12 protein-coding genes and 1 pseudogene are annotated in these 13260 nt (G+C 72.9%); 8 read left to right on the top strand and 5 right to left on the bottom strand.

The annotated features are described in order from the left end of the window. Nucleotides 1–106: 106 nt before the first annotated feature. From ACZ4VW_RS03300 to ACZ4VW_RS03285, 4 genes and pseudogenes are all read left to right on the top strand, one after another. Nucleotides 107–625, top strand: a pseudogene (locus ACZ4VW_RS03300) (phosphatase PAP2 family protein); the annotation flags it as partial. Between the two features lie 238 nt (nt 626–863). Continuing rightward, nucleotides 864–1829 carry a decaprenyl-phosphate phosphoribosyltransferase gene (locus ACZ4VW_RS03295; RefSeq protein ID WP_467957860.1) on the top strand — a complete coding sequence of 322 codons (966 nt, stop codon included), beginning with the start codon at nt 864–866 and terminating at the stop codon, nt 1827–1829. After that, nucleotides 1826–2251 (top strand): GtrA family protein, encoded by a 426-nt coding sequence (locus ACZ4VW_RS03290; protein WP_467957858.1) that lies wholly within the window; start codon nt 1826–1828, stop codon nt 2249–2251. The genes ACZ4VW_RS03295 and ACZ4VW_RS03290 overlap by 4 nt, the downstream gene beginning before the upstream one ends. After that, complete coding sequence (locus ACZ4VW_RS03285) at nt 2239–3252, top strand: YihY/virulence factor BrkB family protein (protein WP_467957856.1); 1014 nt, start codon at nt 2239–2241, stop codon at nt 3250–3252. Before ACZ4VW_RS03290 ends, ACZ4VW_RS03285 begins: the two co-directional genes overlap by 13 nt. On the opposite strand, the gene ACZ4VW_RS03280 is transcribed toward ACZ4VW_RS03285, so the two are convergent. After that, complete coding sequence (locus tag ACZ4VW_RS03280; RefSeq protein ID WP_467957854.1) at nt 3194–4447, bottom strand: D-alanyl-D-alanine carboxypeptidase family protein; 1254 nt, start codon at nt 4445–4447, stop codon at nt 3194–3196. The two genes, ACZ4VW_RS03285 and ACZ4VW_RS03280, sit on opposite strands and share 59 nt — an antisense overlap. 118 nt (nt 4448–4565) lie before the next feature. On the opposite strand from ACZ4VW_RS03280, the gene ACZ4VW_RS03275 reads away from it, so the two are divergent. The 3 genes from ACZ4VW_RS03275 to ACZ4VW_RS03265 all read left to right on the top strand — a co-directional run bounded on the left by ACZ4VW_RS03275 (nt 4566) and on the right by ACZ4VW_RS03265 (nt 7943). Beyond that, nucleotides 4566–4811, top strand: coding sequence for an SCO4848 family membrane protein (locus ACZ4VW_RS03275; protein WP_355105357.1), 246 nt, complete (start codon nt 4566–4568; stop codon nt 4809–4811). A gap of 12 nt (nt 4812–4823) precedes the next feature. After that, complete coding sequence (locus ACZ4VW_RS03270) at nt 4824–6191, top strand: metallophosphoesterase (RefSeq protein WP_467957852.1); 1368 nt, start codon at nt 4824–4826, stop codon at nt 6189–6191. 195 nt (nt 6192–6386) lie between these two features. Beyond that, a complete protein-coding gene (locus ACZ4VW_RS03265; protein WP_467957850.1) occupies nt 6387–7943 on the top strand; it encodes an ABC transporter substrate-binding protein in 1557 nt (518 codons plus the stop codon). A 486-nt stretch (nt 7944–8429) separates the two neighbouring features. Here ACZ4VW_RS03265 and ACZ4VW_RS03260 read toward each other — a convergent pair whose 3' ends face one another. The 3 genes from ACZ4VW_RS03260 to ACZ4VW_RS03250 are packed head-to-tail and all read right to left on the bottom strand — an operon-like array spanning nt 8430 to nt 10160. Beyond that, nucleotides 8430–9260: a TetR/AcrR family transcriptional regulator gene (locus tag ACZ4VW_RS03260; protein ID WP_467957848.1), complete on the bottom strand. Its 831-nt coding sequence runs from the start codon at nt 9258–9260 to the stop codon at nt 8430–8432. 11 nt (nt 9261–9271) lie between these two features. Further along, nucleotides 9272–9697, bottom strand: coding sequence for a thiol-disulfide oxidoreductase DCC family protein (locus ACZ4VW_RS03255; protein WP_467957846.1), 426 nt, complete (start codon nt 9695–9697; stop codon nt 9272–9274). 7 nt (nt 9698–9704) lie between these two features. Further along, on the bottom strand, nt 9705–10160 hold the full coding sequence (locus ACZ4VW_RS03250; RefSeq protein ID WP_467957844.1) for a hypothetical protein: 456 nt from the start codon (nt 10158–10160) through the stop codon (nt 9705–9707). Nucleotides 10161–10295: 135 nt separating this feature from the next. Here ACZ4VW_RS03250 and ACZ4VW_RS03245 point away from each other — a divergent pair, with 135 nt between their 5' ends. Beyond that, nucleotides 10296–11099: an alpha/beta fold hydrolase gene (locus ACZ4VW_RS03245; protein WP_467957842.1), complete on the top strand. Its 804-nt coding sequence runs from the start codon at nt 10296–10298 to the stop codon at nt 11097–11099. Here ACZ4VW_RS03245 and ACZ4VW_RS03240 read toward each other — a convergent pair. Continuing rightward, complete coding sequence (locus tag ACZ4VW_RS03240) at nt 11071–13227, bottom strand: DUF4132 domain-containing protein (protein ID WP_467957840.1); 2157 nt, start codon at nt 13225–13227, stop codon at nt 11071–11073. The two genes, ACZ4VW_RS03245 and ACZ4VW_RS03240, sit on opposite strands and share 29 nt — an antisense overlap. Between the last annotated feature and the right edge of the window lie 33 nt (nt 13228–13260).

Here is a 13260-nt window from a genome sequence, read left to right as displayed (position 1 = left end):
TCGAAATGGGTGATTAAACGAGTGTCAGGAAAGATTGCCGTGCGGTCGCCCACCCGCCGGGTCAGAGTCACCCCTGGTCGACCGAGAACCGGGGAGGCGGAGCCAGATGCGACACGCGGACTGGGCCGGAGCCGAGCGAAGACTTCTCGCCGCCCTGCGCCGCTGCGGACGGCGGGCACCCGTGGCGACCGCCGCCCGGGCCCTGTCCTTCAGCGGTGAACACGGCGCGCTGTGGCTCGCGGCCGGGCTCACCGGCGCGGCGGTGGACCCGGAGCGACGTTCCGGCTGGCTGCGCGGCACGGCGCTGATCGCGGCGGCGCACCTGGCGAGCATGGGCGTCAAGCGGGTGGTGCGGCGGCCGCGGCCGGGGACGGCGGAATTCGCGCCGCTGGTCCGGACGGCCGGGCGGCACTCCTTCCCCAGCTCCCACGCGACCTCCGCGGCGGCGGCGGCCGTCGTCCTCGGCGCCCTGCACCCGGGGCTTCGCCGCCTGACCGTCCCGGCCGCGACCGCGATGTGCGTCTCCCGCCTGATCGTCGGCGTCCACTACCCGACCGACGTGGCGGCCGGCGCCCTCCTCGGCGCGACCACGGCCGCCCTGGGCCGCGGCTGGCTGCGCGCGGCCCCCCGCGCGCGTGCGGCCGCCAAGCACCCCGCGCGTGTGCCGCCCGTCCCCGCCCCCGGCCCCGCGCGTGTGCCGCCCGTCCCCGCCCCCGGCCCCGCGCGCGTGCCGCCCGTCCCCGCCCCCGGCCCCGCGCGCGTGCCGCCCGTCCCCGCCCCCGTTCCCGCGCGCGTGCGGCCCGCCGGCGGACGTCGCTCCCCCGACGTGGCCGCCCCTCCCTCCGTCCCTTCCGGCGGCCGCCGTGGCTGAGCGCACCACCGCTGTCGCGGTACTCCAGAAGCCCGCCCTCGCGCCGGGAAGGCGACAGCCCGGCCGGCGAGGCGTCCTCGCCGTCGGGCACGGGCTCCTGCGGACCGCGCGGCCCCGCCAGTGGGTCAAGAACATCCTCGTCCTCGCCGCACCCGTCGCCGCCGGACAGCTCGTCTCCTGGCACGCGGCGGCCCGACTCGCCCTCGTTCTGGCCCTGTTCACGGCCGCCGCCTCCGCCGTCTACCTGGTCAACGACGCCCGCGACGCCGCCGCCGACCGCGCCCACCCCGTCAAGCGCCGACGTCCCGTGGCCGCCGGCCTCGTCCCCGTCCCCCTCGCCTACGCCACCGGAACCCTCCTCGGCCTCGGAGCGGCCGTCGCCGGCGCGGTCCTGTGCAACGGCATGACCGCCGCGCTCCTCATCGCGTACCTCGTCATGCAGATCGCGTACTGCGTGCGGCTCAAGCACGTCCTCGTCGTCGACCTCGCCGTCGTCACGACCGGGTTCCTGATGCGGGCGATGATCGGCGGCGTCGCGCTCTCCATCCCGCTCTCCCGCTGGTTCCTCATCACCACCGGCTTCGGCGCGCTCTTCATGGTCGCCGCCAAGCGGTACTCCGAAGCCGTGCAGATGGAGGACGCACAGGGCGCGACCCGCGCCCTGCTCACCCGGTACACGACCGGATACCTCCGCTTCGTCTGGCAGCTGGCCGCCGGCGTCGCCGTTCTCGGCTACTGCCTCTGGGCGCTGGAGAGCGGCGGCGTCGCCGACGCGAGCCTGCTGCCCTGGCGCCAGCTCTCCATGATCGCCTTCATCCTCGCCGTGCTGCGCTACGCCGTCTTCGCCGACCGCGGCACCGCCGGGGAGCCCGAGGACGTCGTCCTGCGCGACCGGCCGCTCGCCGTCATCGGCCTGATCTGGGCCGCGATGTACGGCATGGCGGTCGCGGACCTGTGAGGCGCGAGCTCGTCGGCTTCGCCACCGCCGGACTCGCCGCGTACGCCGCCGACCTCGCGCTCTTCCTCTGGCTGCGCGGCCCCGCCGGCCTCGACCCGATCGCCGCGAAGGCGCTCTCGTTCCTCGCCGGCTGCACCGTCGCGTATCTGGGCAACGCCCTCGGCACCTACCGGCGGCGGACGGTCGGGCTGCGCGAGTACGCGGTCTTCTTCGCCGTGAACCTCGCGGGCGCCGCCGTCCAGCTGCTCTGCCTCGGCGTCTCCCACTACGGCCTCGGACTCACCTCCGCCCGGGCCGACACGGTGTCAGGACTCGGCATCGGCATGGTTCTGGCGACCTGTCTGCGATTCTGGGGGACCCGGACGATGGTGTTCCGTTCGGCTGCCGGAGCAAGGGGTACGCGTACGACATGGATTGGCTGACCAAGCTCCCCGTCATCGGCCCCTGGGCCGCCCGGCTCATGCGGACCCATGCCTGGCGCTCGTACGAGACCCTCGACGCCGTCCACTGGACCCGGCTCGCCGCCGCCATCACCTTCATCAGCTTCCTCGCGCTCTTCCCCCTGATCACCGTCGCCGCGGCCGCCGGCGCCGCGCTGCTCAGCGAGAAGCAGCTGGACACCATCGAGGGGAAGATCTCCGAACAGGTCCCCGGCATCTCCGAGCAGCTCAACATCGGGGGCCTCGTGGACAACGCGGGCACCATCGGCCTGGTCGCCGGTGCCCTGCTGCTCTTCACCGGCATCGGCTGGATCGGCTCCCTGCGGGACTGCCTGCGCGCGGTGTGGGGGATCGACGACGAGGACGAGGGAAACCCCGTCCTGCGCAAGGGCAAGGACGCGATCGTGCTGCTCGGGCTCGGCGGGGTCGGGCTCTGCTCGCTGGCCGCGTCCTGGCTCGGCTCCACGGCCATCGGCTGGAGCGCCGAACAGGTCGACATCTCCGACCGCGGGGCCGGCGGGGTCCTGCTCCAGGCCGCCGCGGTCGCCATCGCCGCCGTCGCCGACTTCCTCATCCTGCTGTACGTGCTGACGCTGCTCCCGGGCGTACAGCCGCCGCGCCGACGCCTGGTGGTGGCGGCGGTGATCGGCGCGATCGGCTTCGAGCTGCTGAAACTGCTGCTCGGCGGCTACATGAGGGGAGTCGCCGGCAAGTCGATGTACGGCGCGTTCGGTGTGCCCGTCGCGCTGATGCTGTGGATCAACTTCACCGCGAAGCTGCTCCTCTTCTGCGCGGCGTGGACGTCCACGGGCTCGAAGGACGAGGCGGACGCGACGGGCGAGAAGCACTCCGAGGATTCGCCCGGCTCGACCGCGGCCGACGGCGGAGTCGGGGACGGGGCCGAGACCGGGGCGAAGGGCGGGGCTAAGGGCGGGGCCGGGGGCGGCGGCCGACCAGCTCCGGCAGCGGCCAGCGACGGTTGACCAGGAAGACCCCGCCCGCCAGCACCAGCAGCACACCGCCGACCACCGCGAGGGCGATCCCGACACCACCGGACTTCTCCTCGGCCGCGGCGATCCCGGCCGCACCGGTCGTCGTGCCGGGAGCGTTCTCCCCGGGGGCGGGCGTGGAGCCCTGGCTCGCGGTTCCGGGAGTCGTACGGGCGGACTTCGGCGGGACCAGCTGACCGACCGGCTTCACCTTCCCGGTCGCCGCGAAACCCCAGTCCAGCAGGCGGGCGGTCTCCTTGTACACCGCGTGCTGCTCCTTGGAGGACGGGTTCATCACCGTCACGAGCAGCACTTTGCCGTTGCGCTCCGCAACACCGGTGAAGGTGGAGCCGGCGTGCGTGGTGTTGCCGTTCTTCACGCCCGCCATGCCCTGGTACGGCGCGACCCCGAGCGCGCCGGTGAGCAGCCGGTTGGTGTTCTGGATCTCGAAGGTCTCCCGCTTCTTGCCCGGCTTCTGCTCGCCGGGGAACACGGCCCGGCTGGTCGCGGCGTACTCCCGGAAATCCGCCTTCTGCATCCCGCTGCGCGCGATGAGCGTGAGGTCGTACGCGGAGGAGACCTGGCCCGGGGCGTCGTAGCCGTCCGGCGACTTGACGTGCGTGTCGAGGGCCTGGAGCTCGGCGGCGTGCGCGTTCATGTCCTCGACGGTCTTGGCCATGCCGCCGTTCATCGCGGCCAGCACCCGCACGGCGTCGTTGCCTGAGCGAAGGAAGACACCGAGCCAGAGATCGTGCGCGGTGTAGGTCTGCTTCTCCTTCACGCCGACGAGGCTGGAGCCCGAACCGATCCCGACGAGATCCTTGGGCTCGACCGTGTGGATCGTCGTCTTCGGGAACTTCGGCAGCACGGTGTCCGCGAAGAGCATCTTCAGCGTGGAGGCGGGGGCCAGGGGCCAGTGGGAGTTGTGCGCGGCGAGCACGTCCCCGGTCTCCGCGTCCGCGACGATCCACGACCGCGCGCTCAGCTCCTTGGGCAGCACGGGCGCCCCGGCCCCGAGCCGCACCTGGGTCCCGGGCACGCCGAGCAGGCTGCCGCCGACCGAGGACATGAGGGCGGGGGGCTTGGGCTGCTGGTCCTCCTTGTTGTCCGCGTGGGCCGGCGAGGCGGCGACGAGGGGGAGCAACGCGGCGGCGGCGACCGCCCAAGCGGTCTTCTTCGATACAGACACGATCGAAAACGTACAGGCACCCTTCAGCGAACCGAACCCCGCCAGGCGGTTCGCCCCGGGCCGTCCACCCGAGTGCCCCGAGCGCGGGCGGTGCCGGACGGATGGTGATACTGGGGCCATGAAGCTCAGCCGGCCCGTCTCCTGGTTCCTGCTCGCGTTCGGGGTGTGGAGCTGGTTCATCTGGATCACTTTCGTCAAGAACCTCTGGAACGACGCGAGCGGTCTCGCCTTCGACGACGCGGGCGACCCGACGGCCTACTTCTGGGTTCATCTACTGCTCGCCATCACGTCCTTTGTCCTGGGGACGGTGGTCGGCGTGATCGGGTTGCGTGGCGTGCGCGCGTTGCGCCGCGAGCGCGGATAGGGGTTGGGGCGCGTGCTCGTCTTCCTGCTGGTGATCGTCGTGGTCCTCGCTCTGCTGGGCGGGGTCCACTGGTACGTGTGGAAGCGGCTGGTCCGTGACGTGACCGCCGCGGGGGGCCTGGGGCGCCGGCTGGGGACGGCGGCCGCGTTCGCGCTGCCCGTGCTGGCGGTCGCCGCGCTCGCCTCCGGTCGGGCGGGGGCGCCGTTCTGGCTGCAGCAGGTCGTGGCCTGGCCGGGGTTCCTCTGGCTGGCGTCGCTGCTCTACCTCACCCTGGCCCTCGTGGCCGGCGAGGCGGTCAGGCCGCTTCTACGGCGGTGGCTCGCCCGTCGGGGCGCGGCGGCCGCCCCCCAAGCCGGCAGGACGGAGGAGGCCGGGGAGCGGGCCCGTACCGCCGCCCGGGCCGCTGCTCCGGGGGCGACGGCCGACGCGGGTGCCGACGCGAAGGGCGCCGACGCCCCGGCCGGCGGGCTGCTGACCGAGGTCGCGGGCGAGCCCGCACCCGCCGGACCGGAGGCCGGCGACGAGGCCGCCCGTACCCCCGGTGCCACCGCCGTGTCGCGGCGGCTGTTCGTCTCGCGGGTCGTCGGCGGGGCCGCCGCCGCGGCGGCCGCGGGGACCGTCGGGTACGGGACCTACGGGGTGCTGCGCGGGCCGCGCGTCAAGCGGGTCACGGTGCCGCTCGCCAAGGTGCCGCGCGCCGCGCACGGGTACCGGATCGCCGTGGTGTCCGACATCCACATCGGGCCCATCCTGGGGCGCGCCCACACCCAGCGCATCGTCGAGGCCATCAACGCCACCCAGCCCGACCTGATCGCCGTCGTCGGCGACCTCGTGGACGGCACCGTCGAGAACCTCGGGTCCGCCGCCGAGCCGCTGGCCCGGCTCCGGGCCCGGCACGGCTCCTTCTTCGTGACCGGCAACCACGAGTACTTCTCCGGCGCCGACGCCTGGGTCGACCACGTCCGCGAGCTCGGCCTGCGTCCGCTGCGCAACGAGCGTCTGGAGATCCCCGCCGGTTTCGACCTCGCCGGGGTCGACGACATCGCCGGCGAGAGCGAGGGCCAGGGTCCCGACTTCGCCGCCGCGCTCGGCAACCGCGACCGCGCCCGGGCCGCCGTCCTGCTCGCGCACCAGCCGGTCGTCGTCCACGACGCCGTACGACACGGCGTCGACCTCCAGCTCTCCGGCCACACCCACGGCGGCCAGCTCTGGCCCGGCAACTACCTCGCCGAGCTCGCCAACCCCACCGTCGCCGGCCTGGAGCGGTACGGCGACACCCAGCTCTACGTGTCCCGGGGCGCGGGCGCCTGGGGGCCGCCCGTCCGCGTCGGCGCGCCCTCCGACATCACCCTCGTCCAACTCGCCTCGAAGCAGGCGTAGCGGACGAAGTCACTCCACGCGCAGGGGTCGATACGTACTGCTGAGTCACTGGAAGTCGCCCTATCCCGGACATATGCCTGCACTGTGAAGGTTTACTCTTCCACTTGTGAAATCCGTGTGATTGGGTGACGCCATCGCGGCATGGCTGGGCGCCGCCGCGCCAGGGGTGGGCACGAATTCAAAGGAAGCACGGCGATGCGGTCGACGGTCCGTCTGCGGATCCTCATCACTTGTGGAGTTCTGGTCGCCGCCGGGGTGGGGGGCTGGCAACTCCTCCCATCCGACGAGATCCGGACCGATCCCATCAAGGTCGGCACCACGGACGAGGTGACCTCCCTCGATCCGGCGGGCGCGTACGACGCCGGTTCCTGGGCGATGTACAGCAACGTCTTCCAGTCGCTGCTGACCTTCAAGCCGGGCTTCACCACCCCCGTCCCGGACGCCGCCGAGAGCTGCAAGTTCCTCGGGGCGAAGCTCACCACGTACCAGTGCAAGCTCCGTGACGACCTCACCTTCGCCGGCGGCCGCAAGGTGACCGCCGAGGACGTCACGTACTCCTTCGAGCGGATGCTGGGCATCAAGGCGGACGTCGGTCCGGCCTCCCTCTTCCCGACCCTGAAGAGCGTCGAGGCCGACGGCAGGACGGTCACCTTCAACCTGAGCGGCCGGGACGCGACCTTCCCGCTGAAGCTGGCGACGGGCGCCGGTTCGATCGTCGACCGCACCCAATACCCGGCCGAGAAGCTGCGCGAGGGCACCACGGTCGAGGGCTCGGGGCCGTACGTCCTCAAGGAGTACAAGGCCGGCGAGAGCGCCCGTCTGGAGCCCAACCCGAACTACCGGGGCGCGCTCGCCAAGACCGGCGGCCCGGTCGTCGTCAAGTACTTCACCGAGTCCGAGCAGCTCGCCTCCGCCTGGAAGACCAAGCAGGTCGACGTCACGCACCGGCAGATGCCGCCGGAGTTCCTCTCCACGCTGGGGAGCGGCAAGGACTCGGCCCGGATCACCGAGGCGCAGACCGCCGAGATCCGGAATCTCTACTTCAACGTGAAGTCCGGCTCGCCGATGGCGGAGAAGGCGGTCCGGCAGGCCGTCGCCGCCGTCATCGACCGCCCGGCGATCGTCACCGGCGCCTACCACGGCACGGTCCAGCCGCTGTACTCCCTGATCCCGCAGGGCTTCAACGGCCACAGCACGTCGTTCTTCGACATCTACCCCGAGCCGTCCAAGAAGACCGCGAAGAGCCTGATGAAGGCCGCCGACATCGAGACGCCGGTGTCCTTCACCCTCGGCTACCGCAAGGACGCCACCTACGGCGCCGAGGCGGCCGAGCTGAAGCGACAGCTGGAGGCGAGCGGCCTCTTCAAGGTCAAGCTCGTCGAGGCGGAGTGGCAGGAATTCCAGAAGGCGTACGTCCGGGGCGACTACGACGCGTACCCCGTCGGCTGGCTCCCCGACTTCCCGGACTCCGACAGCTTCACCGCCCCGCTCGTCGGGACGGACAACGCCATGCACAACGGCTTCACGAGCAGCAAGATCGACTCGCTGATCGCCGCCACGCAGCAGTACAGCGACCGCGGTGCGGCCTCCAACGCCTTCGAGGCGATCCAGTCCGAGGTGGCGGCGGACGTGCCGCTGGTGCCGCTGTGGCAGAAGAAGGACTACGTGCTGGCGACGGCCGACGTCGCCGGTTCGCAGTACCTGACCGACGGCACCGGCATCTGGCGGCTGTGGGAACTCAGCTGGATCTAGGGGGTGTCTTGTTGATCTTGCCGGGTTCGCGTGCCCTGGCACCGCGCCTCGCCGCGTTGTCTCCCTCCTCCGCCTTGCGATGCGTCCCCTCGGCCCTGGCGGGCCTGGGGAGGCCCCATGCACCAGACCCCGCTCACTGATCCGGCCTGATCGACAAGACGCCCCCTAGGCCGTGTCCGGAAAGTCCCGCCTGGCCCGCGACGCCTGGCACGCCCTCCCCCGTAGCCCTTCGGGCACGGGAGGTGCCCCCACGCTGCGTTGTCGGATCGCCCCAGTACGCCCAGTACGAGGGCAGCCCTCCGCCTTGCGATCGCACGCACCAGACGCCGCGGGCCCTGCCCTGCGGGCAGACGGCGCTACTTTCCGGACACGGCCTAGTGTCTTGTCCGCGCCGGCGTTCCCCGCGGACGTTCCGCCGCGACAACTCGCGCGATGCCGAGGGCCCCGAGTCGTGTACGGCTCGGGGCCCTCGGCGTGTGCGGCGGGTCAGTCCTTCGCCCCCGACGTCTTCGCTCCGGACGTCTTCGCCTCCGACGTCTTCGGCGCCGTCCGCTTGGGCTTGCCCGAGGCCGCCATGCCCGCCGCCGTCGGCATGAAGTCGGCGAGGAGGTCGTGGGTCTCGCGGACCAGCGGGCGCAGCAGCCGGAAGCGCGAGAGCGAGATCGCCCGGGCGGTGACCGGTGCGAGCCGCTCGACCAGGCGGCGGCTGTTGGCGCAGCCCTCGGAACGGTCGTAGACCCAGAACAGCACCAGGCCCATCTGCTGGAGCCAGAGCAACTGCGGCAGCGGCTCGGCCAGTTCCGGGTCGACCTTCACCGAGGCGCCGGAGATGACCCTCCGGTGGACATCGATCGCCGCCTGGCGCGGGCCCTCCGACTCGGGGGAGAAGGGGCTGAGCGGGCTGTCCGGGTCCGCGGCGTTCTTGAAGAACTGCGCGGCGAACTCGTGGTACGGCTCGGCGATGTCGAGCCAGCCGAGGAGGACCCCGCGGATGCGGGCCGTGAGGTCCTTCTCGTCGCTGTCGAGGATCCCTTCGACGGCCGCCTGGTGCTCCTCGGCGATCCGGTAGTAGAAGCCCTGGACGAGGTGCTCCTTGGACGCGAAGTAGTAGTACGCGTTGCCGACGGAGACCCCGGCCTCCTGGGCGATGGCCCGCATCGTCGTCCTGTCGTAACCGCGCTCCCTGAAGAGCCGGAGGGCGGTTTCGAGGATGAGCGTGCGGGTCTGTTCGCTCTTCGCGGCCCTGGCCGGTGCCTTCGCCGCCTGGGGGGCGGGCTCGGTGGGCTCGGCGGGCTGCACTTCCTTCACGTCCTTCACAGTGCCCGAGCCTAACCGGGCGCGCCGGGCACCTCGCACGTCCCGCCCTCGCAGGACGGCCCCCTGACCGCCTCGCGCCACGCGGCGGCGGCGAGGACCGTGGCCCGGGCGAACGGCTGCCCGGCCGGGGTCGCCAGCCAGTGGGCCTTGGGCCGGTGGTCGGCCAGGGCCCAGAGGCAGACGATCCAGGCGGAGGCGGCGCGGTAGATCTGCCCCCGGTCCCCGATCACGGTGATCTCCTTCAGGGTGGAGGCGTGGTCGAGGCCGGGGAAGCGGCGCCGGGCCTCCTCGGAGGCGGCCGGGACGAGGTCGAGCGGGACGAGCTGCCGTTGCCGCAGGAGCCAGTGCCGCAGATGGACACAGAGCGAGCAGTCGGCGTCGTACAGCACGGTCAGGCGGTGTACGGGTGTGGTCGGCCGTCCGGTCGGCGTCGTCATGGCCGGCTCACGCCCCGGCGCCCGCGCCCGCCCCGGGGGCGGGCGGCGCCCAGGGGCCGCCGCGGCCCGCCTGCGGAGTCCAGCCCTGCGGGGGCACCGGCGGGACCTGCTCGCGCTCCATCACGCCCCGCCGCCGGATCTTGTTGAGGACGTAGACGTTCCCGAGGTGCATCACGCCGAGGACGAGCAGCACCACGCCGAGCTTGACCGAGAGCGCCTCGAAGAGGGACCGGGCGTCGGCCACGGCCTCGTCCTGGCTGAGGTAGAGCGCCACGAAGCCGAAGTTGACGAGGTAGAACCCGACCACCAGGAGGTGGTTCACCGCTTCGGCGAGCTTCTCGTTCCCGTGCAGGACGTCGGCGAGGAAGATCCTTCCGTTGCGGCTGAGGGTGCGGGCGACCCAGACGGTCAGGGCCACGCTGATCAGCAGGTAGACGATGTACGCGACGACAGTGAGGTCCATGCCCCACCCTCCCTTGAACGCGTTCAAAAGCTGGCGATCCTGACTGTAGACCCTCGTTTGAACATGTTCAAGCAGGGTCTTGAGGTGGTGTGAAATAAGGGAGGCGGTCGTCACGCCCGCGACATAGGGTGGCGCGTGATGCTCTCTCATGACCTGGCCGGTGAAGGCCCCCTCACTGTCGTTCTGCTCCACTCCGGCGTCTGCGACCGAAGGATGTGGGACACGCAGTTCGCGGCGCTGACCGCGGCCGGGCACCGGGTGGTGCGCTGCGACCTCCGCGGCTTCGGCGAGACCCCTGTCGACCGCGCGCACACCCACTGCGACGACGTCGTGGAACTCCTCGACGCCCTCGGCGTGGAACGGGCCGCCCTCGTCGGCTCCTCCTTCGGCGGCGAGGTCGCTCTGGAGACCGCCGTCCGCCACCCCGGGCGCGTCTCCGCGCTCGCGCTGCTCTGCGCCGGCATGCCCGGCTTCGCGGCCAGCGACGAACTGCGCGCCTGGGGCAGGCGCGAGGACGAACTGCTCGAGGCGGGCGACATCGACGCCGCGGTCGCGCTCAACGTCGACACCTGGCTCGGTCCGGACGCCGACGACGAGGCGCGGGAACGCGTACGGCTGATGCAGCGCCGCGCCTTCGACGTCCAGCTCGCCGCCCCGGGCGAGTTCCGCCCGGTCGACGCCGGTGTGGACTCGGCCGACCTGGCCGGCGTCGATGTGCCGTGCCTGGTCGTCTCGGGCGCCCATGACCTGCCCGACTTCCGGGAGATGGCCACGCGGCTCGCGGACGTCCTGCCGGACGCCCAGTACCTCGACCTGGAGTGGGCGGGTCACCTCCCCGCCCTGGAGCGCCCGGACGAGACGGCGAAGCTGCTCGTGGAGTTCCTGACCGGGGCCGGTGGCGACGGGGCCGCTACAGCCCCTTCCGTATCAGGTCAGTGATCGTGCGGTCGGTGATCCCCGCGTCGGAGGCGAGCAGGAACGCCTTCGACAGGATCACCGACAGCAGGCCGCCGTCCTCCTCGAACGGCAGGAAGACCCTCTCGCCGCCTCCCTCCGCGGCCTCCCGGTCCACCACGAGGGGCAGGACCACGTCCGCCGGCTCCATGAGGACCCTGCCCGAGCCCAGATGGATCCGGTACGCCCGCAACTGACCCCGCACCCGCAGGAAATGGTCCGTCAGCTCCACGCGGTCCCCGATCCGGGTCCCGGGCAGCAGCCGGGCCAGCGCCTCGCGCCGGATCCGCGCCGACTCGGTCGGCTCCGCCGGATCAGGCTCGACCGCCTCTGTCCGCCCTGTCCGCCCGGTCGGCTCGGCCGGCTCTCCGAACGACCAGCCCTCCTCGTACCCGTCGTCCGCGCTCCTGGACGCCGCCTCCACGAACAGGCCGACGTCCCGCAGCGCCTCCGACAGCGACGACGCCGGTACGTCGGTCAGAGCGGTCCGCTCCCAGGCGCCGCGTACGCCCGCCGAGGCCGCTCGGCGCTCGAAGCGGACGGGACCGGTGGCGCAGAGGGCGGCGACCCCACCGGCCGGGCTGCCCGCGTCGACCGGCTCCACGAGGAATCGAGCCCGCCAGAACACGCCTTCGCCGACGGGGAGTTCACCGGGGCGGGGCAGCTCCCGCACCATCTCGGCGGAGGCGCCGTCGCCGAAGCGGCCCAGGTGGTCGCCGGTCCAGCCGCGCTCCGCCATCAGGGCCCTGGCCCGGCCGTAGCGCAGGGTGCGCCCGGCGAAGCGGCTGGTGTGCGCACCGGCCGCCCTCTCGGCCGGGGTGAGCGGGTACACCGCACGGAAGACCTGCTGGAACGGCTGGCGCAGCTCCCGCTCAGTCAGCCCGGTCCGCCACTCCGAGACCTCCTCGCCGTCGGCCAGGACCGGATGCCACAGTTGCAGCCGGGCCCCGGGGCCGACCCGGGTGGCGGTGCCGTCCGCGCCGGCCAGCGCCCAGCCGCCGCCCGTCCGCTCCGGCAGTCCCGCGATCCAGCGCGCGCCGTCCTCCGCGGCGACCTCCCACAACAGGACGCGGGCGACAGCGCCGGTCACCGGATGGTCGACGCAGTACCGCTCCCAGTCCTCCACCGGCCAGGTCGTACCCGCCGCCATGTGGTCCTCCAGCCGGCGCCGCTCCAGGGCCAGCAGGGTCCGCAGCTCCTTCGACGCGGCGCGCAGCGGCGTCAGTCGCTCGCCGTACCGCTCCCGGACCGCCTTCGGAGCCGACTTCAGCACCCGGCCCTGCGGGCCCCGGAACGAGAGCGTGGCCACGCCCGGCTCCTGCACGGACAGCACCGCGGTGTACTCCCCGAGCACCTCCTCCCGCATCCCGCGCCCGTCGAGCCCGTGCGCCGGCGTACTCCGCTCGCGCAGCATCGACGGCGTGAGCCCGGCCCGCCCGGCCACGGCCTCCAGGGCCTTGGCGACCGCCTGGAGGATCGTACGGTTGCGCACCACGTCCCTGGTGCGGCCCAGCCACCGCACGGCCTGCTCGCCCCGCGAGCCCTCGAACTCGCCGAGCACGGCGACCGCCGCGGAGGCCAGCGGCTGACTGCGGCACTCACCGACGGAGCCGCCGAGCCCCGTACCCGCGTGGACCGCGACGGCGCCGGCCAGCGGGACGGCCCAGTCCACGTCAAGGTCGAGCGACGCCCACAGCAGCCCGCGCACCAGCCCGGTATCGCTCTCGCCCGTGAGCCCGGGACCGCTCGCGGCCCCGGCGCCCGGATCGGTCACCTCGTGCTCCGGTCGGCCGGCGATCCCTTCCAGCAGCCGCCGCACCAGCCCCGCACCGTCCTCGGTCTCCGCGAGGAGCGCCGAGGCCCGTCTTCGCCAGGCCCGGGTGGCCCTGGCCCGGTCCACGAGGGCGCAGTGAGCGAGAAACGCGGCCACACCCCCGCCTGCGAGCAGCTCCTGGTGGCCGGCGCGCATCGCCGGGCCGTGCTCGTCCGGCGCGTCCGGGAAGGCCCGGGTCCGATCCGCCGCGTCCGCCGCCCGCACCCCGCCCGCCCCGTCCGATCGGCCCGACTCCAGCGCCGCGTTCAGCCCGCTCTCCGGGCCCGTGGTCCCCACCATGCGTATGACGGTAGGGGACCGCGCCGACAGCGC

Source organism: Streptomyces sp. NPDC029139 (assembly GCF_055564335.1).
Note: the sequence above shows the minus strand (reverse complement) of the source record. Positions and strands in the feature narration are given on the sequence as shown.